25 protein-coding genes and 1 tRNA gene are annotated in these 23,233 nt (G+C 47.5%); 8 read left to right on the top strand and 18 right to left on the bottom strand.

All coding sequences use genetic code 11. The features are described 5' to 3' along the window. Window positions 1-133: 133 nt before the first annotated feature. The 5 genes from LVQ77_RS09130 to LVQ77_RS09150 form a co-directional block, all read right to left on the bottom strand. On the bottom strand, window positions 134-850 hold the full coding sequence (locus LVQ77_RS09130) for an ABC transporter ATP-binding protein (protein ID WP_232865300.1): 717 nt from the start codon (window positions 848-850) through the stop codon (window positions 134-136). Continuing rightward, complete coding sequence (locus LVQ77_RS09135; RefSeq protein ID WP_232904262.1) at window positions 847-1,722, bottom strand: ABC transporter ATP-binding protein; 876 nt, start codon at window positions 1,720-1,722, stop codon at window positions 847-849. Before LVQ77_RS09135 ends, LVQ77_RS09130 begins: the two co-directional genes overlap by 4 nt. Beyond that, entirely contained in the window at window positions 1,719-3,011 is a 1,293-nt protein-coding gene (gene livM / locus LVQ77_RS09140; RefSeq protein WP_232904263.1) for a high-affinity branched-chain amino acid ABC transporter permease LivM, read from the bottom strand. Before livM ends, LVQ77_RS09135 begins: the two co-directional genes overlap by 4 nt. 11 nt (window positions 3,012-3,022) lie before the next feature. Further along, window positions 3,023-3,937 (bottom strand): ABC transporter permease subunit, encoded by a 915-nt coding sequence (locus tag LVQ77_RS09145; protein WP_232904264.1) that lies wholly within the window; start codon window positions 3,935-3,937, stop codon window positions 3,023-3,025. A gap of 141 nt (window positions 3,938-4,078) precedes the next feature. Beyond that, the gene (locus tag LVQ77_RS09150; RefSeq protein WP_034458282.1) at window positions 4,079-5,200 is read right to left on the bottom strand and encodes a branched-chain amino acid ABC transporter substrate-binding protein; all 1,122 of its coding nucleotides are present in this window, start codon (window positions 5,198-5,200) and stop codon (window positions 4,079-4,081) included. Between the two features lie 527 nt (window positions 5,201-5,727). On the opposite strand from LVQ77_RS09150, the gene LVQ77_RS09155 reads away from it, so the two are divergent. Together LVQ77_RS09155 and LVQ77_RS09160 are read left to right on the top strand one after the other, a co-directional pair. Beyond that, window positions 5,728-5,803 (top strand) — tRNA-Asn (locus LVQ77_RS09155). Window positions 5,804-5,955: 152 nt separating this feature from the next. Further along, complete coding sequence (locus tag LVQ77_RS09160) at window positions 5,956-6,747, top strand: MBL fold metallo-hydrolase (protein WP_232904265.1); 792 nt, start codon at window positions 5,956-5,958, stop codon at window positions 6,745-6,747. Window positions 6,748-6,880: 133 nt separating this feature from the next. On the opposite strand, the gene LVQ77_RS09165 is transcribed toward LVQ77_RS09160, so the two are convergent. Continuing rightward, complete coding sequence (locus tag LVQ77_RS09165) at window positions 6,881-7,864, bottom strand: Gfo/Idh/MocA family protein (RefSeq protein WP_232904266.1); 984 nt, start codon at window positions 7,862-7,864, stop codon at window positions 6,881-6,883. A 179-nt stretch (window positions 7,865-8,043) separates the two neighbouring features. On the opposite strand from LVQ77_RS09165, the gene LVQ77_RS09170 reads away from it, so the two are divergent. Continuing rightward, complete coding sequence (locus tag LVQ77_RS09170; protein ID WP_232904267.1) at window positions 8,044-8,742, top strand: RluA family pseudouridine synthase; 699 nt, start codon at window positions 8,044-8,046, stop codon at window positions 8,740-8,742. A gap of 104 nt (window positions 8,743-8,846) precedes the next feature. On the opposite strand, the gene LVQ77_RS09175 is transcribed toward LVQ77_RS09170, so the two are convergent. Further along, window positions 8,847-9,461, bottom strand: coding sequence for a histidine phosphatase family protein (locus LVQ77_RS09175; RefSeq protein WP_232865294.1), 615 nt, complete (start codon window positions 9,459-9,461; stop codon window positions 8,847-8,849). A 301-nt stretch (window positions 9,462-9,762) separates the two neighbouring features. Beyond that, window positions 9,763-10,344: a TetR/AcrR family transcriptional regulator gene (locus tag LVQ77_RS09180; protein WP_232865293.1), complete on the bottom strand. Its 582-nt coding sequence runs from the start codon at window positions 10,342-10,344 to the stop codon at window positions 9,763-9,765. A 104-nt stretch (window positions 10,345-10,448) separates the two neighbouring features. Between LVQ77_RS09180 and LVQ77_RS09185 the strand changes: the two genes are divergently transcribed. Next, window positions 10,449-10,916 carry a nuclear transport factor 2 family protein gene (locus tag LVQ77_RS09185; RefSeq protein WP_232865292.1) on the top strand — a complete coding sequence of 156 codons (468 nt, stop codon included), beginning with the start codon at window positions 10,449-10,451 and terminating at the stop codon, window positions 10,914-10,916. Between the two features lie 106 nt (window positions 10,917-11,022). Beyond that, window positions 11,023-11,349, top strand: coding sequence for an NIPSNAP family protein (locus LVQ77_RS09190; protein WP_232865327.1), 327 nt, complete (start codon window positions 11,023-11,025; stop codon window positions 11,347-11,349). A 200-nt stretch (window positions 11,350-11,549) separates the two neighbouring features. Here LVQ77_RS09190 and LVQ77_RS09195 read toward each other — a convergent pair whose 3' ends face one another. After that, on the bottom strand, window positions 11,550-11,954 hold the full coding sequence (locus tag LVQ77_RS09195; protein WP_232865291.1) for a YybH family protein: 405 nt from the start codon (window positions 11,952-11,954) through the stop codon (window positions 11,550-11,552). A gap of 362 nt (window positions 11,955-12,316) precedes the next feature. Here LVQ77_RS09195 and catA point away from each other — a divergent pair, with 362 nt between their 5' ends. After that, complete coding sequence (gene catA, locus LVQ77_RS09200; protein ID WP_232904268.1) at window positions 12,317-12,985, top strand: type A chloramphenicol O-acetyltransferase; 669 nt, start codon at window positions 12,317-12,319, stop codon at window positions 12,983-12,985. A gap of 106 nt (window positions 12,986-13,091) precedes the next feature. Here the strand turns inward: catA and LVQ77_RS09205 are convergent, their stop codons facing one another. Both LVQ77_RS09205 and LVQ77_RS09210 read right to left on the bottom strand, forming a co-directional pair. Continuing rightward, window positions 13,092-15,020, bottom strand: coding sequence for a putative bifunctional diguanylate cyclase/phosphodiesterase (locus LVQ77_RS09205; RefSeq protein ID WP_232904269.1), 1,929 nt, complete (start codon window positions 15,018-15,020; stop codon window positions 13,092-13,094). A 17-nt stretch (window positions 15,021-15,037) separates the two neighbouring features. Continuing rightward, window positions 15,038-15,532, bottom strand: a complete 495-nt coding sequence (locus LVQ77_RS09210; protein ID WP_232865288.1) for a putative pterin-binding protein — start codon at window positions 15,530-15,532, stop codon at window positions 15,038-15,040. Window positions 15,533-16,229: 697 nt separating this feature from the next. On the opposite strand from LVQ77_RS09210, the gene cueP reads away from it, so the two are divergent. Further along, on the top strand, window positions 16,230-16,772 hold the full coding sequence (gene cueP, locus LVQ77_RS09215) for a copper-binding periplasmic metallochaperone CueP (protein ID WP_232865287.1): 543 nt from the start codon (window positions 16,230-16,232) through the stop codon (window positions 16,770-16,772). Window positions 16,773-16,819: 47 nt separating this feature from the next. Here the strand turns inward: cueP and LVQ77_RS09220 are convergent, their stop codons facing one another. From LVQ77_RS09220 to LVQ77_RS09235, 4 genes are read right to left on the bottom strand one after another with little or no spacing between them, the layout of a single operon-like run. After that, window positions 16,820-17,320: a nucleoside deaminase gene (locus LVQ77_RS09220; RefSeq protein ID WP_232904270.1), complete on the bottom strand. Its 501-nt coding sequence runs from the start codon at window positions 17,318-17,320 to the stop codon at window positions 16,820-16,822. Between the two features lie 12 nt (window positions 17,321-17,332). After that, window positions 17,333-18,091, bottom strand: coding sequence for an ABC transporter permease (locus tag LVQ77_RS09225; RefSeq protein ID WP_232904271.1), 759 nt, complete (start codon window positions 18,089-18,091; stop codon window positions 17,333-17,335). Next, on the bottom strand, window positions 18,088-18,867 hold the full coding sequence (locus tag LVQ77_RS09230) for an ABC transporter ATP-binding protein (protein ID WP_232904272.1): 780 nt from the start codon (window positions 18,865-18,867) through the stop codon (window positions 18,088-18,090). Before LVQ77_RS09230 ends, LVQ77_RS09225 begins: the two co-directional genes overlap by 4 nt. Before the next feature lie 9 nt (window positions 18,868-18,876). After that, entirely contained in the window at window positions 18,877-19,863 is a 987-nt protein-coding gene (locus LVQ77_RS09235) for an ABC transporter substrate-binding protein (RefSeq protein ID WP_232904273.1), read from the bottom strand. A 259-nt stretch (window positions 19,864-20,122) separates the two neighbouring features. On the opposite strand from LVQ77_RS09235, the gene acuI reads away from it, so the two are divergent. Further along, window positions 20,123-21,097 carry an acrylyl-CoA reductase (NADPH) gene (gene acuI / locus LVQ77_RS09240; protein ID WP_151994343.1) on the top strand — a complete coding sequence of 325 codons (975 nt, stop codon included), beginning with the start codon at window positions 20,123-20,125 and terminating at the stop codon, window positions 21,095-21,097. A gap of 113 nt (window positions 21,098-21,210) precedes the next feature. Here acuI and LVQ77_RS09245 read toward each other — a convergent pair whose 3' ends face one another. The 3 genes from LVQ77_RS09245 to cobT form a co-directional block, all read right to left on the bottom strand. Further along, a complete protein-coding gene (locus LVQ77_RS09245) occupies window positions 21,211-21,585 on the bottom strand; it encodes a helix-turn-helix domain-containing protein (protein ID WP_232904274.1) in 375 nt (124 codons plus the stop codon). Window positions 21,586-21,658: 73 nt separating this feature from the next. Then, window positions 21,659-21,922, bottom strand: a complete 264-nt coding sequence (locus tag LVQ77_RS09250; RefSeq protein WP_232904275.1) for a type II toxin-antitoxin system RelE family toxin — start codon at window positions 21,920-21,922, stop codon at window positions 21,659-21,661. A 248-nt stretch (window positions 21,923-22,170) separates the two neighbouring features. Continuing rightward, window positions 22,171-23,223 (bottom strand): nicotinate-nucleotide--dimethylbenzimidazole phosphoribosyltransferase, encoded by a 1,053-nt coding sequence (cobT, locus tag LVQ77_RS09255; RefSeq protein WP_232904276.1) that lies wholly within the window; start codon window positions 23,221-23,223, stop codon window positions 22,171-22,173. Between the last annotated feature and the right edge of the window lie 10 nt (window positions 23,224-23,233).

A 23,233-nucleotide genomic window follows, 5' to 3' on the forward strand; every position in this document is an offset into this window, starting at 1 on the left:
TAGCCGTCATACTTCAGGCTGCAGATGCGTTGGCTGCACTCTCAAACCCCGGTCACTTACTCAAGTAAGCTCCCGGGGATTTGCTCACTTGCCGCCTTCCTGCAACCCGAATTATTTAGGCTATACCGAATTTCTAAACTCCACCCAAATACGCTTTGCGCACTTCCTCATTACCCAACAAATCCGCCCCGCTGCCGCTCAACCTTATTTGCCCGTTTGCCATCACATATCCCCGGTCGGAAAGTTTCAGAGCGTGGTGCGCATTTTGCTCCACCAGGAAAATCGTCATACCGTTACGTGCAAGTTCACGCAGCGTCTGGAAGATTTGCTTCACGACGATTGGCGCGAGTCCAAGACTCGGTTCATCCAGCAGCAATAGTTTCGGGCGGCTCATCAGCGCACGCGCAATCGCCAACATTTGCTGCTCGCCACCGGACATGGTCATCGCCCGCTGTTTACGGCGCTCTTTTAAACGCGGGAATAGATCAAACATAGTTTGCAAATCCTGCGCGGCAAACTGGTTGCCGATGGGAATGGTACCCATCAGCAGGTTTTCTTCGACCGTCATATCCGGGAATATTCGCCGCCCTTCAGGAGCCTGTGCGATTCCGCCTGACGCCACAAAGTGCGTCGATTTATGGCTGATATCTTCACCATGAAACAGGATTTGCCCGCCGCGAATGCGTGGCTGGCCGAAAATCGACATTAACAACGTTGATTTCCCGGCCCCGTTAGCCCCAATCAACGCCACGGTTTCCCCTTCGTTGACCTGCAAAGAAACCTGTTTTAGCGCCTGAATGGCACCATAAAAAACATCCACATTTCTAAACTCCAGCATCGCCTCACTCATACACTGACCTCGTCTTCGTCGGTGCCCAGATAGGCGGCAATCACTTTTTCATCATGTTGGATTTGTTCAGGTTTGCCCTCGGCAATCACATCGCCGTGATCGAGCACAATAATGTGGTCGGAAATATCCATCACCATGCCCATATCATGTTCAATCAGCAAAACAGTGATGCCGTGGTGGTCGCGCAGGAAACGGATGATCTTACTCAGGGTGCGAGTTTCAACCGGGTTCAGACCTGCAGCCGGTTCATCAAGGCAGATCATCTCCGGTGCGGTACACATGGCGCGGGCGATCTCGAGGCGCCGCTGCTGGCCGTAGGACATCTCTCCCGCCAGGCGATTGGCGCAATCCACCAGCTCCACCACTTCCAGCCAGTAAAACGCGCTGTCCAGCGCACGGCTTTCGGCACGCCGATAGGCTGACGTATTCAGCACACCCGCCAGTAAATTGCGGTTTACCTGCATGTGCTGCGCCACCAGCAGGTTTTCCACCACCGACATTTCCCGGAATAAACGGATATTCTGAAAGGTGCGCGCAAGCCCTGCTCGGTTCACCAGATGCGTGCCACCGAATATTTTGTAGAAAATGCGCGAACCGAGCCGCGCCGGGTTAATCCAGTCACCCGGTTGGAATTTCTGCCCCAGAATCTGAATCACGTTGGTAGTTTTATCACGCGTGTTAAACAAGATGTTGCCAGCGGAGGCTTTATAAAAACCGGTCAGGCAGTTAAACACCGTGGTTTTGCCAGCTCCATTAGGGCCAATCAGCGCGGTAATCGACCCACGGCGCACCTCAAGATTTACGTCGTTGAGCGCTTTAATGCCGCCAAAGTGCATCATCAAATGTTCAACACTTAATATCATCTCGCTCATGGTGCCACTCCCTTGCGCACCGCAAAGCCGCTGCGGTTGATGCGAATCAGCCCCCGTGGCCGCCAAATCATCATTACCACCATCAACATGCCAAACAGCAGCACGCGATATTCGGCAAAACTGCGCAGTAGTTCAGGCGTAACCGTCAGCACAAACGCTGCCAGCACTACGCCCACTGTCGACCCCATCCCGCCCAACACCACAATGGCGAGGATTAACGCTGATTCAAAGAAGGTGAATGATGTGGGGTTAACAAAACCCTGATAGGTCGCGAAAAATACACCAGCAATACCCGCCGTTGAAGCGCCCAGGGTAAAAGCTGAGAGTTTAACCAGAACATGATTCAGACCCATGGATCGGCAGGCAATTTCATCTTCCCGCAACGCCTCCCAGGCACGGCCAATCGGCATACGCGTCAGTCGGTGTTTGATGTACAGCACCAGCAAAACCACCAACACCAGAATGGCGTAGATAAAAATAAACTTTAGATTGGGGTTATAGGTGAGATGGAAGAACTCATGGAACGGAACACCACCTTCTTCTTTGGCTCGCCGCCCAAATTCAAGGCCAAACAGCGTCGGAGGCGGTGCGGAAATGCCGTTCGGCCCACCGGTAAACGTCAGCCAGTTATTCAGCACCAGGCGGATAATTTCCCCGAAGCCGAGGGTGACAATCGCCAGGTAATCACCGTGCATGCGCAAAACCGGGAAACCGAGCAAAGCCCCTGCTGCTGCCGCCATCAGCGCCGAAAGTGGCAACATCGACCAGAACCCGAGTCCGAGATACTGGTAACCCAGCGCCAGTCCATACGCACCAATGGCGTAGAATGCGACGTAACCCAAGTCCAGCAAGCCTGCGAGCCCAACGACGATATTTAACCCTAGGCCCAGCAGGACATAAATTAGCCCGAGGATCGCCACCGTCAGCACGTATTTGGTCGCAACAAACGGGAAGCAAATCGCCAGGCCGATCACCAGTGGAATAATCCAGCGCATACGGCTTTTATATTCTGGCGGGCGCACATACACGCCCGAGTTATCCGTTTCAAAGCGGCTTAAAAAACGCATTCCGGTCGAGGTGGTAAAAAAAGCACTCAGCAAAAAGCGCCCAACCATCACCACCGCGATAATCGCCACCAGCCGCTGTCCTTCGAAGTTAAAGCTGTACCCATCAAGCACCACACCGACTATCGGGCCAAAAACTATTAACGCCACCAGCCCTGCGAAAATCGCATCCAGTAAGCAACGTTTGAGGGAAAAGCCTTCATGCAAAGCCGTTTCTGATGTCATGTTTTGCTCCCTCACACTTTGGCAACGATGGGTCGGCCAAGCAGCCCCTGGGGACGGAAAATGAGGATCACCACCAGTAGCCCAAACGAGAACACATCTTTGTAATCGGAATTCACCATGCCGGAGAATTGCGCCTCAGCAATCCCCAGAATCAGCCCGCCCAGCATCGCGCCGGGTAGCGATCCAATCCCACCCAATACCGCCGCGGTGAACGCTTTAATACCAATAATAAAACCCGCGTAGAAATCGAAAGTGCCGTAGTTCATGGTGATAAGCACACCCGCCAGCCCCGCCATTGACGCACCAATCACAAACACAATCGAGATAATACGGTCGGTATTAATCCCCAGAATTGAGGCCATCTTGCGGTCTTGCTGCACCGCCCGGCACATGCGCCCCAGTTTGGTATTGCCGATAATCCAGGTGAGCAGCAACATGCCAGCAAACGAAGCAATCAGGATGAACACTTTGGTGAAGGTGATTTGCACAAATCCTTCACCAATATGAAAACGGAATACGCCATCAAGCATGGTTGGAATACCCTGTTGACGCGGCCCCTGGCTGATTTGTGCGTAGTTTTGCAGGATTAACGACATGCCGATTGCGGAAATCAGCGGTGCTAAACGGGTAGAGTTGCGCAGCGGTTTATAAGCGATGCGCTCGATGGTCCAGCCGTACACGCCCGTCACCACTATGGTGAACACCAGCGTGCCGAGAATGAGTAAAGGAAACGAGTGCAAACCAAAGAACGAAAGCAGCGCAAGCCCGATGGCGCACAGATAAGCGGAGATCATATACACTTCGCCGTGGGCGAAGTTAATCATGCCAATAATGCCGTAAACCATGGTGTAGCCAATAGCTATCAACCCGTAGACGGAACCTAGCGTTACGCCATTGATCAATTGTTGCAGGAAGAATGCGTCCATAGGCAGGCAATCTCTTTTAGCGCGGAGGACAAGCTTCTTTTGTAGGTCGGGTAAACGCAGCGTCAACCGATACTTTCACCAGCAATGAAAGGCGAAAATGGTGGATGACGCTACCGCTTATCCCCCCTACAAATCCCGATATTATTGGACTTCTTTATATTTTCCTTTGTCATCCCACTGGTAGACGACATAGTCGGAGACTTTCAGGTCGCCTTTATCATCCCAGGCTTTTTTGCCCATCACGGTATCCACCGGGTTTGCTTTCAGCCAGGCGCTGGCTTTGGCTGAATCTGTACCGCCAGTGGCTTTAAATGCCGCAGCAATGGCCTGAACAGAAGCGTAGGAATAGAGGGTGTAACCTTCAGGTTCAAATTTGCTGGCGCGGAATTTGTCGATTACCGCTTTGCCATCAGGGATCAAGCGAGGATCTTTACCGAAGGTCATGTAAATGCCGTTGGTATATTGCGGGCCGCCTGCAGCAGTCACCATCTCTTCGTTCACGATGCAGTCGCCGGAGAAGAATTTAGCCTGCACGCCCTGCTCACGCATCTGGCGTACAAGTGGCCCCGCTTCCGGGTGGCAACCGCCGAAGAACACCACGTCTGGTTTTTGCGCACTGATTTTAGTGACCAGCGCATTAAAATCTTTTTCGCCACGTGACAGACCTTCGTACATCACATCATTAACGCCACGTTTTGCGAGTGCCGCTTTGGTAGCATCCGCCAGCCCCTGCCCGTAAGTGTCTTTATCGTGAATGATCACTACTCGTTTGGCTTTGAGCTTATCGATAATGAAATCGCTGGCGACCTGCCCCTGTTGGTCATCACGACCGCACATGCGGAACATATCGTTCATTTTACGCTCGGTGATGAGCGGGTTGGTCGATCCGGGAGTGATGGCGAGAATGCCCGCATCGTTGTAAACCTCCGAGGCAGGCATAGTAGATGAAGAACAGAAATGGCCGACCACGGCCTTCACTTTGTCCTGGTCAACCAAACGGTTAGCTACGGAAACCGCCTGTTTTGGTTCACAGGCGTCATCGCCCTGCACCAGTTTGATTTTTTCGCCGTTAATCCCACCGGCAGCGTTAATATCTTCGGCGGCCTGAGTCGCGCCATGCCAGTACTGATCGCCATAAGTCGCGTTCGGCCCTGTAAACGGCCCTGCGACACCAATGACAATATCGGCATGGGCGGAAAACGCCGTTACCAGACAACCAGCCAACACCAGAGAAAGAGGACTTCTGATCAATTTCAGCGACATTTGTATGTTCCTTAGCAAATCAGCAAAGAGGTTTATGCAAAACGGTGTAAGAGCCATTTCAAAAGCAAAAACGCGAACAAAATGCACTATCCAGTCAATTTCCTGTGGCTACAGCGAGGTTTCCTTACGGGGTTTCCTTACGATTTTCACAGCCTTGAACATTAAGCAAAATGGTTGCCAGATTTGGCCACCCGGTGCCTGGATTCAGACTTATTTGAGTATAGAGCGCCGTTTAATGCGCTCCGGTACAACGCAATGAATTTACAGCGGGGATCACATCTGCTTAACAATAAAGCTGTGATGTTCAAGATTTATGCGTCTTTGCACCAACATAGTCCATAGATAAATAATGGTTACTATTGAGCGGAGAAATGGGCCGGAGCGTGATTTGTATTTACTGATTGCAGATAAGACAAATTCGCCTTAATACTCAACATGTTGACTATAAAAAGAGCAAACAAAAAACTTTTTCGTGAACCCTTTGACATGCCCCCCTCGAATCGTTAATATGCGCCCCGTTAACCGATTCCTCTGTAGTTCAGTCGGTAGAACGGCGGACTGTTAATCCGTATGTCACTGGTTCGAGTCCAGTCAGAGGAGCCAAATTCGAGAGCCCGCTTAAGGAAACTTAAGCGGGCTTTTTTGTTTTTGTGGGTTTCTATAATTCTCTCGCAGCACTAACTGGCACATCCATATGTACCGTTGTGCCAGGCTGACTGTGTTTTAAAAGACACCAGAACAGAGAGGACGACTCAATGATCACGTTATGCAAAGCCTGCGGCACATCCTATGAGGCCAGCGCTTCCCACCCGGCACATTGCAAAATCTGCAAAGATGAGCGTCAGTATCTACCCGTGAGGGGGCAGCAATGGGTCGATTCTGACAGCCTTTTTAGTTCACATACCAATACATGGAAACAGCACGAAACCCACCTCTTCAGCATTCAAACTGTGCCTGAGTTTGCGATCGGTCAACGCGCTTTTCTTCTGCGAACGCCGGAAGGTAATATTCTGTGGGATTGCATTGCCACGCTCGATGACGCCACAAAAACGCTGATTCATTCACTCGGCGGTCTCAAAGCTATCGCCATATCGCATCCTCATTTCTACAGCACCATGCAGGATTGGGCCGCCGAGTTTGAAGCCCCGATTTACCTTCATGCCAGCGATAGCCAGTGGATCATGCGCGATAGTCCGTGGATTACCCTTTGGGAAGGTAACACCCTTAAACTGGTCACTGACGTCACTCTATTACGGCTCGGTGGGCATTTCGCCGGCAGCAGCGTTCTGCACTGGGCAAAAGATGAAGGAATGCTGCTTTGTGGGGACACTGTCCAGGTCACCCCGGGCGCGGATGCGGTGTCTTTCATGTGGAGCTATCCCAATATGCTACCGCTGCCAGCAGCGACGGTCGGTAACATTATCCGCCAATTGGATTGCCTGAAATTTTCGAATCTCTATGGCGCGTTTGAAGGAAAGGAGATCGCAAAAAATGCGGATGAGATAGTGCGCCATTCAGGCGAAAAGTATATTGCCTGCCTCAGTTAACGATATAGCCAGATTCGCTAGCTGGTTTAAAACTCGTTGTTAGAAAATCATCAAGGGCTTAGCCATAAACCTGGCGGTTGTGTTGGGTCCGGAAATGAAGACTCACTTCCGGGTTTTATTTCAACGGGTCAAATTAGATTTCAAAGGGGAATTTCATCCCCCATTCTTTACGCATATTATCCATAATTTTTAAAACGGCGATTGTGTCATGTGGTTTCATTATGTCACTCGCCGTTTTCCCCTGGCGAATACAATCGTTGGTGTGCCTTAATTGATACTCGAAGCCATCGAAATCAAACGGGAAGTTATACTCTTTTTTATTGTCATTCTGGTAAACCGTAAATCCATTTGCAGCGTGTGGTGTATCGATAACAATATAGCCATTTTTACATTGAATGATCGCTTGCTGGCGTGACAATGCTTCTACGGATGAGCTTAGCAAAGCAACTTGCCCACTTTCATACTGCATAAAGTAGAAACTTGACAGATCGACTCCACCGTCAGATAACACAGCATTAGAGACAACGCTTTTAGGTTCATATCCTAATAGCATGCAGGTAATACCAATAACGTAAATCCCCACATCATAAAGTGCACCACCCGCAAGCTCAGGATTTATTTTACGATCATTTCTGCTACCAGGCGGGTTGATGCCAAAATCTGCAGCTATATTAACCACATCTCCCAGTTGGCCACTGTTCAAAATTTTATGTATTTCCGCATATGCCGGTAAGAATTTCGTCCAGAACGCTTCCATAATAAACAAACTATTGTCAGAGGCTTGTTTAAATAAATGTTCAGCCTGGCTTACATCAATTGTGAAGCTTTTTTCACATAAAACATGCTTGTTATTTTTTAAACACAGTAAGCTATTTTCATAATGTGAGTTATGCGGCGTTGCGATATACACTGCATCTATATCAGCACTCTGCGCCAGTTCCTGATAACTGCCAAAGGCTTTCTTCGCACCATATTGCTTTGCAAAAGCTTCTGCATTTTCAATAGAGCGTGAGGCTACACCAACAAATTCACACTCATCTGATAAGTAACCCAGAGTCCCGGCGAATTTTTTAGCAATCGTTCCTGTACCAATGATGCCCCAACGGATTTTTTTCATTTTAATAACCATTAACTGTTTTGATGTTGTAAAAAATAACCCCGAGCCACATCAGTTTCAACGAGTTATTCGAAAATCGAAATCACAAAGCCAACCTGTATGACAAAGCGAATAGCCAGATTCGCCTGACGGTTTAAAATTCGTTATCATCCGCTCCCACTCACCCTCCAGGCAGCCTGATGTCTACGATTATCGATACCTTTATCGCCCCTGCGTGCCATGAAAAGATAGAGGTTCTCTATCAGGACGAACACCTGGTGCTGATCAATAAGCCCAGCGGGTTGCTCAGCCTGTCGGGGAAAAACCCGCAAAACCTGGATTCAGTGCATCATCGCTTAGTTCAGACATTTCCCGGCTGCACGCTGGTCCACCGCCTGGATTTTGGTACTTCCGGGTTGATGGTGATTGCCCGCAACAAAGCGATCAATGCAGACCTTTGCCAGCAATTCAGCCAGCGCACGGTGACCAAAGCCTACAGCGCACTGCTCTGCGGGCACCTGCACAACAACGAAGGGGTGATAGATGCGCCGATTGCCAAAGACCCGGCGCTATTCCCGCTGATGTCGATTTGCGCAATCAACGGCAAGCCTGCACGTTCCGGCTATCGCGTCATTGAACGCGTTTATCGCGAACAGGATGACGGGACGCTACTGCCATTAACGCGAGTAGAGCTAACCCCGGAAACAGGGCGTACTCATCAACTGCGCATCCATTGCCAACAGTTGGGCCACCCTATTTTAGGCTGTGATCTATATGGCGGTTTACTGCTGCCGGGCACTGAACAAACTCCCCGACTGATGCTGCATGCCAGCGAGCTGCATTTTGTTCATCCGGTTAGTGGGGAGTGGATCAGAGCGCGAAATGAGAGTTTGTTTTGAGGGGGGGTTAACACTCGTTAAGTTGGGTTTGCATCTGCTATGAGCGAAGTATAGTCATTCGAACCCTGAGAATTACACTTTGAAGTGATTCAGGGTAACGACTATTACAGGTGACGTAAGTGTGTAGCAATCCCCCATCTGAGTGCGACACATCTTCCATTAATCAGTTCGAAAACGGAGTAACTCGCATTGGGTTGTGCATACCTGGGGAAATCATCGACAACCCCTCCTTTTAGAATCGCAAGAACACCCTGACTGACGTGTCCGTGAGACACGATACATATTGTTTGATTAAGTCGTGTTTCTTCCTGATTGTATAAAAAACGCATAATTCGCTGAGAAGCGTGTGAGAGAGATTCACCACCTGGTGGACAATACTCTGCATCAAGATTGAATAGCGCATTTGCATCGTTCGGATGGTATTGAAGGAACTGAGCTGATGACATTCCTTCAAACTGACCAAATGCCTGTTCTTTAAGGGCCGGTTCAGCCATCAATGGGCAACGAAAGCATTCAGCCAGGCTCTGTCCCATTTGCCTGGCACGCTCAAGCGGAGAAGCGTAAACACATTCTACCCGGTAATCACTTACACCAAATGCTGCCAGTAGGGCTGAGGTTTGATGCAACCCCCGATGGGTTAACTTGCTATCACTTTGCCCCTGAATAATTCCTCTCACATTCCACTCTGTTTCCGCGTGTCGAACAAATATCACTTTCATCGTTAGAGGGCCATGCATCTTGTTGATTTAAAAGATTTCAGACCAAACATACTTGACTGATGTAGTTGTTCTGGGCGAAAAATATGAACAAGTGTAGCTGAATGCAGTTATGGTCAGCCTCAGAAGTGATGCTTTGAAAGGAGATAACGTCTGCTTCTGGCACTTAGAAGCCAGAGCGAAGGAGACCAAGTCTGCTCTGAGCGAAAAGCCGATGTCGATACTGAAATGATATCGCTGAACCATTGTAAATATCGATGCCCATACCTCCGATACTATCAATCAGGAAAAACACTTCTATGCGTTATACAGCTAGAAGTAATTTCTTCAGCCCATTGTTTAACTGTTCAACAACCTCATTCACATCTATGCCCATTTGCGCATGAATAATCGCACCATCAATCAACATCATTATATCATCAGTTAATTTATATTCTGTCATATCGATCAACGTCGCTATTATTTTGCGGGTTTCAAATTTGTGATTACGACAAATAGATTTAATTTCATCTCTAATATCTTCAGCTTCTGCTTCAGCAGTTGCATTCATGAACGCACAACCACGAAAACTGGGGTGGAGGAACCATTCATGAAAAGTTTCGGATAGCGCATACGATGGGGCTTTGTTTTCGTCCAGTTTATTTCTAAGAGTGACGTAAAACCAATTACTCCAGATTTTATGTCTGTAATTCAAATAAGCTATTATCAATGAGCTTTTACTTGGATAATGACGATAAAAAGTGACTTTTGTAACCTTTGCCTGCTGAATAATTTTATCAATACCTGTTGCCCTAATACCTAAAGAGTAAAATAAATCGTGCGCTGTAGTCAGTATTTTTTCCTTGGCGGTAATTTTTTTATCGCTACTCATTTTTAACGAAAACATAGTTAAATGGCCTTCATTAGCGTGTTGACAGTATTATTTCTCAGACGTAAATTAACACGATGTAGACAGACCTGTCTACATCGTACAACGAAGAGGAATCCAAAATGAATAGACGTTCCCCTGTACCACCATTCACACGTGAAAGCGCAATGGAAAAAGTTAGGCTAGCAGAAGATGGCTGGAACAGCCGCGATCCAGCTAAGGTGGCACAGGCATATTCAGTGGATACCAAATGGCGAAACCGCACAGAATTTGCGACTAACCGTGAGGAAGCACAGTTGTTTCTGGTTCGTAAATGGAGGAAGGAGCTCGATTATCGCCTGATAAAAGAACTTTGGGCATTTACTGAAAATCGGATTTCCGTGCGCTTCGCCTATGAATGGCATGATGATTCAGGCAATTGGTTCCGTTCATACGGCAATGAAAACTGGGAGTTCGAGGCGGACGGACTGATGCAACGCCGCTTTGCTTGTGTGAATGATATGCCTATCAGTGAATCTGAACGGTTGTTCCACTGGCCACTGGGAAGGCGTCCTGAGAATCACCCGACTCTTAGCGAACTTGGGTTGTAGGGGTAAGTATGGCACTGTTGATCTTGAAGGTATCCCGCATAATTGCGCCATTCACATTTCGTTATGGTAAATACAAGCCACCGTCATCAACCAGGTAATGAGAATGATGAGAACCGTCGAGATATTGCAGTACACCTTGAAAAGAGGAACGGGAAAGGATTTCCATAAAATAATGGTTGAGCAGAGTGCGCCTCTTCATCGCGCATCGGGGATGGATATCGTTTCTTTTGGTAACTCTATACACGATGAAGATTCATATTACCTGATCCGTTCTTATGATGACCTCGGGCATTTGAAATCGTCACAGAATGAATTTTACAGCAGCGATGCATGGATAAATGGCCCACGGCCGGCAATTATTGGTCTGATTGAAACCAGCGTGAAATCAGTTCTGATTCTCAGTGATAAAGTTACTGATACTCTGAGGATGTGAGTGTAGTGGCTAACTAAAACTGACCACAGTGTAGAGTTTTCTTGAATCATTTTAACGTCCGCTTCTGGCACATAGCGGACGAGCTAACCGAGTTGAAGGCCCGCTCTGTGCGAGGAGCGGAAGTTGTGCCTGAAAAATGCAATGAATAATATCCACTTTAAAAGCAAGGCTACTACTCGCTATAGTTCAAGCAACGTGTTTTAGGCACTATCAACATCCAAAAGAGAAGTACCATAAGAATTGTCGATTGTACAAAGCCAGCGACTATCACTGTCCTGCCGAAATACATAGGTTGCGCGGCGTGTCGTTTCAACTATTCCACTATGCCCATCGGGGAAACGAAGCACTGTTTCCATGATAACGAGAGCATTGCCGCCACCTTCTATCACCTGCATATCCCCCTGTTCTACAATAAGCTGGCCCTGAAAATAATCAGATATAGCAACAAAAGCTTTGCGGATATTAACTTTACCTTTGACGATCATACCAGGCTTAACTACCAGAGCAGCATCTTCAGAATAGTGCTCCATCAAAGAGTCAAAATCTTTAGCAGAGATCGCTCTGTCACATGATTCAATGATCTGGCGTAGAGGATGTGAGTGCATGAACATTACCTTTATTAAATGACCAACCCGTATTACTAAGCAACTCGACGTATCTGTATAGCTAACAAGATTTATGAGTTTCCGCTCCTGGTACGTAGCCACCAGTGAACGATCTTAGAGCAGATTTGAGCAAGGAGTAGATATTCCACAAAATTTTATTGCCAGGAAAAAACCAGTAGACTTAACAATCTACTTTTATTATCTGATATATAAAATATTTTAAACCCCTTCCCTACTGTATAATGATGAGCTACTCTCAAAAATGTGTTTTCTACAAAAATAGTTAGCATTCTATATGTTTCATTAACTCATGAAATTTAGATTAATATTTGATATATAATTTACAATCAAAGGTTAAAAAAATGAAAAAAACAACCCCGGAATATACACCTGTTGACTTGTCTCGTTGGGCAAGGAAGGAGCATTTTGAGGTATTTCAGTCATTTGCTCAAAGTACAATTAACCAAACTGTCCTGGTGGATATTACCGCGCTGCTAAAACATATAAGAGAAGTTGGCTGGAAATTTTACCCTACTATTATTTTCCTCCTGTCTAAAATCGTAAATAGTCATGCGGAGTTCCGTATGGCTATGAAGAATAATGAGCTTGTTATATGGAATGAGATTCATCCAAGCTATACCATTTTCCATAATGAAACGGAGACCTTTTCATCATTATGGAGTCACTACGATGGCAATATTCATCACTTCCAGGACGTTTATTCAGAAGATATTGCACGCTATGGTAATAACCTTTCTTATTGGCCTAAGGAGGAGTCTCGGGAGAATATATTTTTCGTATCGGCTATTCCTTGGGTAAGTTTTACCAGTTTTAATATCAACGTTGCAAACATGCAGAACTTTTTTGCCCCCATGTTTACTCTTGGAAAATACTACGAACAAGATGGAAAAGTACTGTTGCCTCTCGCTGTTCAGGTACATCATTCCGTGTGCGATGGTTTCCATGTGGCAAGACTGATCAATGAGTTACAATCGATGAGTGATGACATAGCCACCATCGCAGCAAGCTGAGAAACAGAGCTGGCAACAGGAGTTTGCTACTCCTGTCGTTTTTCAATTGCGTTTGAGTTGAAGTAGATATTCCGGTGTATGACCAGGCAGAAAGAAAATTTCCCCTTTAACCGTATCTAATTTTCCCATCTATATAAGGCTGAGGTTTACCAAACAGATAGCCTTGTATGAAATCACAGCCCAGCAACTGAAGGCTTTCCAGTTGCTCCTGTGTTTCAACACCTTCCGCAACGGTTTTCATATTGAGGGATTTCGCCATTCCGGTGATAAGCCTGATGATATTAAGGGCATCTTCCTGTGTGGATATAGAATTCACAAAGGACTTGTCTATTTTGATTTTATCGAAGGCAAGCTTACTCAGGCGCGAAAGAGAAGAATAACCGGTACCAAAATCATCGAGGGAGATTTTCACCCCCATAGCCCGCAGCCTGTTAAGCGTATTCATCGGCGTATTGCTCTCAGTAAAGAGAGAGGATTCTGTCACTTCCAGTTCAAGACGCTCAGCGGGAAGTCCCGTTTCGTTCAGAATGGACAACACCATTCCGGCAAAGGTTTTACTGCTTAGCTGGACAGGAGAGACATTGACTGAAATTTTAGTAGGAATCACCCAGGAAGCGGCTTCCCGGCAGGCCATTTCAAGCACCGATTTCCCCATCTCGTTAATCATTCCTGTTTTTTCAGCCACCGGAATGAAGCTGTCCGGCGACAGTAGGCCCTTCTGAGGATGTATCCAACGAATAAGGGCTTCATAACTGTAAATTTCCTGGCTGAAAGAATCGACAATAGGCTGATAGTAAACCACGAATTCTTTATTCACTAACGCCAGTGCCATATCATGCTCAAGGGTTCGGCTTTCTTGCAGCTTATCTAACATCCATTGCCGGAAGACTTTTATTTTACCAGCGCCTTCCTTTTTAGCTTCATAAAGGGCCAGATCGGCAAATTTATAGAGATAGTCAGAGCGGCGTTCAGTGTCTGAGATGACAATACCGACACTGGTAGTTATATTGATAATCGTATTATAAATAGTGTAGGGCTGGCTGATAATATTGCATATATTTTGGGCTTGTGAAACGGCACCGCTCTCCGTCAGGCCACTCGAGAGAAACGCAAACTCATCTCCGCCTAAACGATAAAGCGTATCGGAAGCCAGGCCCATCGAAATTAGACGATGTGATATCTGGCGTAATAATATATCACCCACATCATGACCATACGTATCATTGACCTCCTTGAATCGGTCTAAATCAAACAACATCACATTCACAGAATTATTGTTTTTGACTGCGTTTTCGATGGTTTCATTTAAATTCCCCCAGAAAAAATGGCGGTTATTCATCTCTGTGAGAGAGTCATGGTAGACGTCATACTCCAGTCTTGCATTCTGGACTTGCAGTTTTTCTTTAGATTCCTGCAGTGCTTCAGCAAGACTCTTTACCTGAAGATGTGCCTTCAGAATATTTCTGTTTTGATAAAATATCAGCAGACCCAGTATCGCACTCATTATTATCAGCAATACAGACGTCGCTGAGTAAATATAGTACAGGGTTTTAATTTTGAGGTTGGCGTCATTAATCGTGTTGATATCTTTGTCTAAAGCGCCGGACGACAGACGACTCATTTGTGCATCAAGAGTCTGCATTTTTTTCAGGTATGCCTGGAGTTCTGAGCGGTTCATTTTCTCAAGATTAATATCCAGATACTCAAGTGTCTTTTCAAGCTGTAGAGCCAGTGCATGATGGGCTTTATTACTTTCTATGTAATTCCTCAGATCACCTTCTTTCATTAAATCACTCTGGCTGAGCATAATGTCGAGACGCATGCGCACATCATCCAGCGTCATCGTCTCATCAATAGTGTAAAGACCAAGCAACGATTCGAACCGGTAATACTCTGATACCATCTGTGCAGCAGACCACGAAGCGGCGTAGTGAGTCAGTTTCTGTAACTCTTGTTGCCTTTCATGCACAAGGAAAGAGATATACGCAGTAGATATAAAAAGGAAACAAATGATGCCAGCCAGAATTCTGTTCATGTTGGTGTTCTGACCCATTACTCAATATTCATTCTGCTGACCTGCCAGGCTGACCTTGAATAATAAATCTGATTATTCAGCTCAGGGATGCTGTCATAGGGGTAAACAACAAACAACGGGCCTTTATCACGGATACGCATATATTCTCCATTGATTTTTAAAGCAAGGATAACGTTGTATTTCTTAAAATCACTGAGGGGGATTTCTGTGGTGTAGTCATTGAGCGCAGTGACCTTAACAACAGAACCTTTCGCCCCGACATAATCCATAAGCTTTTGTAGTGGAATACCCGTAAAAGTAGTGCGGCCATCATACCAGGGAGAAGTGGTCTGAAAGCTGACCATACCCAGTTTCTCAAGGCTGGCGATATCAAAAACGGCTTTACCAGCTTCATTTGTATTTTCGATATTACCAGACAGCGTTAAAAGGACTTTACCGGCAGGTCTGGCAAATTCGCCCGCCCAGACCTGTGTGGTGAGCGCAAAGCTTAACAGCATGACAATTAATCGCATTCTGACCTCGTATATCAACCGGATGTTTAAGAATTATAATTTAGTTATTGTGCTATTTATATATGCTGCAAGGTTATTGTTAATGCAATCATTTCACTAATATTTTAACTGATTAAAATCAAAAGGTTAAAAAACACTTTAGTTTTATATTGATTAAGCAATGTCGATTCATTTATTTGATATACATAAGACAGCGTTGCGCTTGTGCGAAAAACAACCAATTATTTGCTCAGCGCAAATAAACACACAGCAATATAAAGGTTTATTTGTTTGTAAGCAGGCAGGAATTTCACGTAAGCAATGTCCACTCCTGGCACATAATAGGCCGTCAGCGTATGCCAAATACAAAAGCCTGCTCAGAGTTACCTAAGTAAGCTTTCTTAGGTTTATGGCAACATTTATGTCAGTCGCCAGAAAAACACTTCACTTCATACAATTCCCTCAAACTTAAACACGGATAAGCTGGATACACGCTTTTGCGCTATAGCACCTGAAAAGACCTAAATTGAAAAATCCCTATCCACAATTCAATCTCGAAGCGCGGGTTACTTCGCGTCGCTTCGACATCGCCTTTTACCTATAAACACCCAAAATACCCATACATTCTGTAAAGAATTGCATATCCTTTTGACCCTCCCCTTAGGGGAAGGTCTAGAGTCGAGCACAACTCAACTCTCTCTTTAGACAGGAATTATAGATGAAACAAAAACTGCTTTTCGCTTTGCTGGCACTAAGCATCAGTGGCACGGCAATTGCTGCGCAATCAGATGCAGAGTTTCTCGCAGCACACGGTCTGTCGGGTAAATCCACCGAGCAAATGGTGGAAGCGATCGACGGTTCAACCCAGGCTCGACCATTGCCGTATAACGCAGGTATCACCAGCACCGAACTGAAGTTGTCTGACGGCACGCAGCAGTTCAGCTATCCGCTCGGCGATATGTTCTATTTGTCTTTCGCACCTTACGTGACGCAAACCCATCCGTGCTTTAACCACAGTCTTTCTGGCTGCCGTGGCGAGCTTGCAAATACGCCATTTGATGTGAAAGTGACGGACAAAAGCGGCAAGATATTGATGCAGAAAAAGATGACCAGTCACGCGAATGGCTTTGTTGGCGTCTGGTTGCCACGTGATATGGAAGGCACGATTGAAGTGAGTTACCAGGGGAAAACGGCCACTGCGCCAATTGCGACGCACAAAGAGAGCCAGACCTGTTTAACCACGCTGCAATTGCAGGGTTAAACGTTGTCATGTCGGGTGAGGCTAACGTTCACCCGACATTCAACCCTCTACCGCCCCGCCCAAAACGCCTTTTGCATCGCCCTTGTCTCTTCGATAATTTCTTCCACCGGGCCAATTAACTCCACTGGTTTCTGGCAATGCTCAAAAACGTATTTCGACGACACACTCATGGTCGGGTTTTCTTCATGGTTGCCGGTCGCTTCCAATAGTTGACTCTCATACATGCCAAAAACGACTCGCCCAATATTTGCCCAGTACGCCGTACCCGCGCACATGCAGCAAGGTTCGACGGCGGTATACAACGTGCATTGCCATAAATATTCGGCGGTGTAATTGGTTGCCGCAATGCGGGAAAGTGTTGATTCTGCATGGTTTACCGTGTCGATATTGCACTGTTCGAGCAATACTGTTTCGTTATCCGGTGCGACTAACAGCGCACCAAAAGGATGATGCCCAAGTGCAATCGCCCTCTGTGCCACCTCATTGGAGCGGCGCAAGTGGCGTAAAATTTGCTCTTTATTTGGCGCAGGCCCACGTTTTAATGACATGTGTTTCCTTCCTTATTTTGTATCGAGGCTCCACGGGAACAACCGTTTTTGCATCCAGCTCACCAGCCCGTACAACGTCAGGCTGCACACCACCAGCAAGAACAAGCTGGCGAAAGCCAATGGGATTTTGAACGATGAGGTGCTGAATAAAATCAAGTAACCCAGGCCTTGATCGGCTGCGACAAACTCCGCAACCACCGCGCCGATAATCGACAGCGTAATCGCCACTTTTAGTGCACTGAAGATATACGGCACCGCATACGGCATACGAATCTGCCAATATTCGCGGTTGCGGGGTGCACGTAATGTTTTAGACAGTTCGAGCAATTCAGACGGCACAGAATTCATGCCGGTCGCCGTGGAAATCACCAGCGGGAAGAAAGAGATCAAAGTGGTGATCACCACCCGCGGCAACATGCCAGAACCCAGTGTTACGACAATAATTGGCGCAATTGCCACAACCGGCGTTGACTGAATCACAATCAACCATGGCAGCACCAGGCGGGCGAGCAATTTAGAGCTGACAATCGCAATAGCCAGCGGCAGCGCAATAACAATCGCCAACAGGAAACCACTTAACGCCACGCTTAATGTTGCAAGAATATGAGTCGCCCAGCGCCCGGCATCCAACGTGCTTACTGAAGCGAAAATGGCCGATGGCGAAGGTAGAATAAACACCGGGATGGCGAATAATTTACACGCCCCTTCCCACAGCAAAACCGCCACCACCAGCGCCAGCAGCGCAATGTACTTTTCCAGAAACGCTTTCATGCAGGCTCCTTGCGGCGACTAAACACTTTGTGGCGGATATCTGCGGTTAACTCATGGAATAGCGGGTGATTGAGTGTTTCCTCATCTCTTGGGCGTGCCAGCGGGACATCAATAATTTCACTCACCCGCCCAGGGCGCGCGCTCATCACCACGATGCGGTCAGAAAGTAGCAACGCCTCCTGAATTGAGTGGGTAACAAACAGCACTGTTTTTGGGCGTTCATTCCAGATACGCATCAACTCAAAACTCATTTCATCTCGCGTCAGAGAATCGAGTGCGGAAAACGGTTCGTCCATCAGCAAAATATCCGGGTCATGCAGCAAAGAGCGAGCAATGGAAACACGCTGCTGCATACCGCCTGAAAGTTCCGCCGGTCGCTTATTGGCAAACTGCGTCAGCCCTGTCATTTCCAGCAATTCATGCCCACGCGCGATATCTTTAGCATCCACGCGGCCATACTTGTGTTTCATCGGGAAAGTGATGTTATCGAGCACCGTGAGCCATGGCAGCAACGTCGGTTTCTGAAACACAAACCCCATTTCATCTCGCGGTTCGGTCACCGGGTTGCCATAAACAGAAATCACACCGCTGCTTGGTTTGAGCAGCCCGGCAATCAAGCGCAAAATGGTCGATTTCCCGCAGCCTGATGGGCCAATAAATGAGACGAATTCATGGCGGCGCAGCGTCAGATTCACCTCATCAAGTGCCGTAACTCTGGTGCCATCAGCAGATATAAATGTCTGATTAACATGACTAAGCTCTATAACAGGCTGCATGACATTCCCTTATTTAGCGAGAAAACTACGGTCAACCAGGGTTTCCGGGTTTACTTTATCGGTCGGATATTTCATTGATTTCGCAACCCATTCCCACGTGTGCTTCAGAAGCGTCGGGTCGAATTGCCCCAGGCCATCGCGCTGGCTAATTTCATTGTTAATCAGCGGTTTTGTAACGTTGAAATCAGCTTCCAGCATCACGACATCGGCTTCAGGCACCATCGCTTTTTGGTCAGCGGCGGCTTTGTCCGGGTGCGCCAGGCTAAATTCGATAGACTTTTTGGAAGCTCGGACGAAACGCGCTACAACATCCGGCTTTTCTTTGATGAGTTTATCGGAGGCAAAGAACGACAGGCCGTAGCCATCAAGGCCGTAATCGGTCCAGGCCAGTTCAAGCGGTTTTTTACCTACCTGAGTCAGCGTCGCTTCAATGCTCGGGCGATTAGTTGACCACACCACCACGCCATCAACACGCCCCTGTGCCAGCATTGGCACCAGCGTGCCTGGGTCAGCTTTGATCTGTTTTACGCTATCGGGATCAACACCATTGTTTTCCAGCATGATGGGAAGCAACGCATTAGAGGCAGAGAACGTCGGGATACCAAGCGTTTTGCCTTTCAGGCTTTTCATATCGGTCACGCCGCTTCCCTGCCACGAGTAAATCGCATCAGGCTGTTTTGAGTAAATGCTCATGATGGCTTTCACTGGAATGCCACCTTCAGCTTGCGCCATCATTAAAGAAGCAATGCCGCCAGTGCCCACATCAGCTGCACCTGAAGCAATTTTTGTCAGCGTGTCGCTGCTGCCACGGCCAGGTAAAATGGTGACATCCAGCCCTTCTGCTGCGTAAAAACCTTCTTGAACACCGACAAAAACGAATGCTTTATCACCGCCATTTGGCATCCAGTCGAGCTGCAGTTTTAACTTATCCAGTGCGGCTGCATGCGCACTTGCCAGTACAAGGGCTACAGCGGTTGTAAGTCGAATGACGCGCATGCTTATCTCCTCAGAAGGGGCTGAAACTGCCCAATGGGCATATGTGAAACTTTTGTCACAACGGTTGGAAACTTTTGTTTCAAACATACGAGTGGTAGGGTCAAAAGTTAAAATATGAAAATCTTATAACCTGCTAAAAAGCAGCCATTTACACATGAATATTGTTGGTATTCTTTATTCTCAGCTGCTTCGGGTATACCGTGTTGGGCATCAGAAACAATTAGGCTGGAATACCCGGCCCAACGAATGAGGATCCACCATGAAAGCAGTCGTACTTGAACAAGTTGAAGGTCAGACTCAGGCCGAGGTAAAACAAATCTCTGCGCCGGCAATCGATCTGGGAAATGTGCTGGTTGATGTTGAGTGGTCAAGCCTGAACTATAAAGATGCGCTGGCGATCACCGGCAAAGGCAAAATCATCCGTAACTTCCCGATGGTGCCGGGGATTGATTTCGCAGGGCGCGTGGCGAGTAGTGATGATGCTAATTTCAGCGCAGGTCAGGAAGTGGTGTTGACCGGCTGGGGTGTGGGTGAAAACCATTGGGGTGGCCTTGCCGAACAAGCACGTGTGAAATCCGAATGGCTTGTTCCACTGCCTGCCGGCCTTAGCGCACGTAAAGCGATGATTGTCGGCACCGCTGGCTTTACTGCTATGTTGTGCGTGATGGCACTGGAAGATGCAGGTATTACACCAGAAAGCGGCGAAGTGGTTGTGACCGGTGCCAGCGGCGGCGTGGGCAGCACCGCAATCGCTCTGCTGCACGCGTTGGGTTACCAGGTTGTAGCAGTTTCTGGCCGTGAATCCACTCACGACTACCTACGCCAGTTAGGTGCCAGCCGCATTCTGCCACGCAGTGAATTTGCTGAAACTCGTCCACTGGAAAAACAAGTGTGGGCTGGTGCGGTTGATACCGTGGGTGGAAATGTACTCGCCAAACTGCTGGCACAGATGAACTACTCCGGTTGTGTCGCGGCTTGCGGCCTTGCGGGTGGATTCTCACTGCCAACGACAGTGATGCCATTCATTCTGCGTAACGTACGCCTGCAAGGTGTTGATTCGGTTAGTGCGCCGATTGAGCGCCGAGTTGCCGCGTGGGAGCGTCTGGCCGAATTGTTGCCGGAGAGTTTCTATGAGACGGCGACGACCGAGATTAGCATGGAGCAAGCGCCTAAATTTGCCGATGACATTATGAATAATGCGGTTCAGGGTCGGACGCTGGTGAAGGTGAAGTAAGCTCTCATCTCTTTCACAAACTATCTCAATAAGGATAAAAATTGAGATAGTTTGTTGTAGTTATCCCTTTCCCCGACCAATCCAGGAGACACTCCATTGGCCCAGATTTTTTATCAGTCATCAATTAGCTGGGTAACGCGACATCTATACAATTCAGCGAGTTTTTCTAATGTGGAACGCTGAGGTTTAGCACGTTTCTCCATGTTTGCTACACCCGCTTGAGAGATGCCGAGCACTTCCGCCACAGCCTCTTGAGATAGACCACGATACATGCGCCAGGCGGCCTGTAAAGTCGCGCCTTTTCTCATTTGGTAGCCTACAACTTCATGTGGGATTGTCTCATCGTCGTTAGGGCCAGGAGCATAGGGAACCGATTCGTAAAAATCATCCAGGTCTGCGGCTTTTACCAGTTTATTAAACAGGTCAATAGGTATCACAGCAGATTGACGTGCACCATTTTCATCGGTCAAGAATTGTATTTTTTTCATTCTCACGGGTCTCGCAAATATTGGAGAAAAGTCGAGATTTCTCACTGGTTGAAGCGGGTTGCCTCGCCTCCACTTAGTATGTATTTGATTGTCTGCGCATTACCTCTTCAATCTGGATTATGGTTGGATTTCCATCTATTACCGTAAACAGCACCCAATAAACACCCACCCTTACCCGATATTCTTTCCCTTTACTGCCGTGCAGCTTCTTTAAATCTAGCTGCACATCAGGAAATTCTTCTAGCTCACTTATCCGGGCATATATCGCTTCACGGTAGCGGCTATCTATGCGGAGAAGCTGTTTCATTGCCGTCTTACTCCATTCAACATTCGGCACTTTGGTTTCCTTATGTCGATCCGTGATAATTATCATAACTAAATTTAGTGATAAATAAAGTTATTTAGTGATAATTTAACTTAAAAATAGTTAAGCTTGAGCGTCCGAACTGCAAGACATCTTCTTACCGGGAACAAGGTCAAAAACCGGTTTGGTTTTTGACCTTGTTCCCGGCATAAATTGTACTGAAAGGTAAGTGAACGGAATTATCACGATCACGGCAAATTCAGATTAGTGATCCAAGAAGATCACTCTGGCAACACAATATTGCTGTCTGCCAGCGATCCCATATTGTTGTGCATTGCGCACGCAGCATCCACCAGATGCATTGCCAATGCCGCACCGCTGCCTTCACCTAAACGCATACCCATCTGCAAATACGGCTCCAGCCCTAACTTGTTCATCGCGATCACCGCACCTTTTTCCGCAGACAAATGCGACGGGATTAAATAATCACGCACGCCTGGCGCAATCTGGCAAGCGGCGAGTGCTGAAGCATAAGACAGGAACCCATCAAGAACGACCGGCAGGCCAGCAGCCGCTGCACCCAACATCACACCCGTCATACCTACCAGGTCGAAACCACCCACTTTGGCCAGCACATCAATACCATCAGCGGCATCGGGCTGGTTGGTTTCAATCGCTTTACGCACTACGGAAATTTTGTGATGCATCTGGTCGCTTGGGAAGTTAGCTCCCATGCCAACAACGTCGTCCGGTGAGCTATCGGTCAACACGCTGACCATCGCAGCCGCAGGTGTGGTGTTCGCCATACCTAGTTCACCCACGCCAAACAGCGTGACGCCCTCAGCGGCTTTTTGCATAGTGAGTTGCATGCTTGCCAGCAGCAAGTTTTCAGCCTGCTCACGGCTCATCGCCGGGCCTTGGGCAATGTTGCCACTGCCACGTGCCACTTTCATATCCAACACACCAGGCAGAGCATCGCTGTCGATACCGACATCGACCACATGAATATCCGCACCGACAGTCGCGCCCAATACGCAGACACCTGTGTTATGGCGCGTCATATTCATCGCCTGAATCGCGGTCACGATTTGTGGTGAAATAGCCACACCTTCCGCATAAACACCGTGGTCAGCACACATCACGAGAATAGCTTTGCGTTCAGTGTTCAGGCCGTTTTTCATGCCCGGCATTCCCGCCAGCTGCACCGCTAACGCTTCCAGGCGCCCAAGGCTGCCAAATGGTTTAAGCAGGCCGTCAATGTGTTGTTGTGCGCGAGCCATTGCATCGCTATCAAGCGGGGAAATCATTGCCAATAATGAATTTAAAGTTTGCATTTTTTTATTC

The organism is Buttiauxella cochleicola, from assembly GCF_021282435.1.
GTDB classification, from domain to species: Bacteria; Pseudomonadota; Gammaproteobacteria; order Enterobacterales; family Enterobacteriaceae; genus Buttiauxella; species Buttiauxella massiliensis.

Bases quoted from the DNA above. Each gene is read 5' to 3' on its own strand.
- LVQ77_RS09130 (WP_232865300.1), bottom strand. From the start codon at position 850: ATGAGTGAGGCGATGCTGGAGTTTAGAAATGTGGATGTTTTTTATGGT.
- LVQ77_RS09135 (WP_232904262.1), bottom strand. From the start codon at position 1,722: ATGAGCGAGATGATATTAAGTGTTGAACATTTGATGATGCACTTTGGC.
- livM (WP_232904263.1), bottom strand. From the start codon at position 3,011: ATGACATCAGAAACGGCTTTGCATGAAGGCTTTTCCCTCAAACGTTGC.
- LVQ77_RS09145 (WP_232904264.1), bottom strand. From the start codon at position 3,937: ATGGACGCATTCTTCCTGCAACAATTGATCAATGGCGTAACGCTAGGT.
- LVQ77_RS09150 (WP_034458282.1), bottom strand. From the start codon at position 5,200: ATGTCGCTGAAATTGATCAGAAGTCCTCTTTCTCTGGTGTTGGCTGGT.
- LVQ77_RS09160 (WP_232904265.1), top strand. From the start codon at position 5,956: ATGATCACGTTATGCAAAGCCTGCGGCACATCCTATGAGGCCAGCGCT.
- LVQ77_RS09165 (WP_232904266.1), bottom strand. From the start codon at position 7,864: ATGAAAAAAATCCGTTGGGGCATCATTGGTACAGGAACGATTGCTAAA.
- LVQ77_RS09170 (WP_232904267.1), top strand. From the start codon at position 8,044: ATGTCTACGATTATCGATACCTTTATCGCCCCTGCGTGCCATGAAAAG.
- LVQ77_RS09175 (WP_232865294.1), bottom strand. From the start codon at position 9,461: ATGAAAGTGATATTTGTTCGACACGCGGAAACAGAGTGGAATGTGAGA.
- LVQ77_RS09180 (WP_232865293.1), bottom strand. From the start codon at position 10,344: ATGTTTTCGTTAAAAATGAGTAGCGATAAAAAAATTACCGCCAAGGAA.
- LVQ77_RS09185 (WP_232865292.1), top strand. From the start codon at position 10,449: ATGAATAGACGTTCCCCTGTACCACCATTCACACGTGAAAGCGCAATG.
- LVQ77_RS09190 (WP_232865327.1), top strand. From the start codon at position 11,023: ATGAGAACCGTCGAGATATTGCAGTACACCTTGAAAAGAGGAACGGGA.
- LVQ77_RS09195 (WP_232865291.1), bottom strand. From the start codon at position 11,954: ATGCACTCACATCCTCTACGCCAGATCATTGAATCATGTGACAGAGCG.
- catA (WP_232904268.1), top strand. From the start codon at position 12,317: ATGAAAAAAACAACCCCGGAATATACACCTGTTGACTTGTCTCGTTGG.
- LVQ77_RS09205 (WP_232904269.1), bottom strand. From the start codon at position 15,020: ATGAACAGAATTCTGGCTGGCATCATTTGTTTCCTTTTTATATCTACT.
- LVQ77_RS09210 (WP_232865288.1), bottom strand. From the start codon at position 15,532: ATGCGATTAATTGTCATGCTGTTAAGCTTTGCGCTCACCACACAGGTC.
- cueP (WP_232865287.1), top strand. From the start codon at position 16,230: ATGAAACAAAAACTGCTTTTCGCTTTGCTGGCACTAAGCATCAGTGGC.
- LVQ77_RS09220 (WP_232904270.1), bottom strand. From the start codon at position 17,320: ATGTCATTAAAACGTGGGCCTGCGCCAAATAAAGAGCAAATTTTACGC.
- LVQ77_RS09225 (WP_232904271.1), bottom strand. From the start codon at position 18,091: ATGAAAGCGTTTCTGGAAAAGTACATTGCGCTGCTGGCGCTGGTGGTG.
- LVQ77_RS09230 (WP_232904272.1), bottom strand. From the start codon at position 18,867: ATGCAGCCTGTTATAGAGCTTAGTCATGTTAATCAGACATTTATATCT.
- LVQ77_RS09235 (WP_232904273.1), bottom strand. From the start codon at position 19,863: ATGCGCGTCATTCGACTTACAACCGCTGTAGCCCTTGTACTGGCAAGT.
- acuI (WP_151994343.1), top strand. From the start codon at position 20,123: ATGAAAGCAGTCGTACTTGAACAAGTTGAAGGTCAGACTCAGGCCGAG.
- LVQ77_RS09245 (WP_232904274.1), bottom strand. From the start codon at position 21,585: ATGAAAAAAATACAATTCTTGACCGATGAAAATGGTGCACGTCAATCT.
- cobT (WP_232904276.1), bottom strand. From the start codon at position 23,223: ATGCAAACTTTAAATTCATTATTGGCAATGATTTCCCCGCTTGATAGC.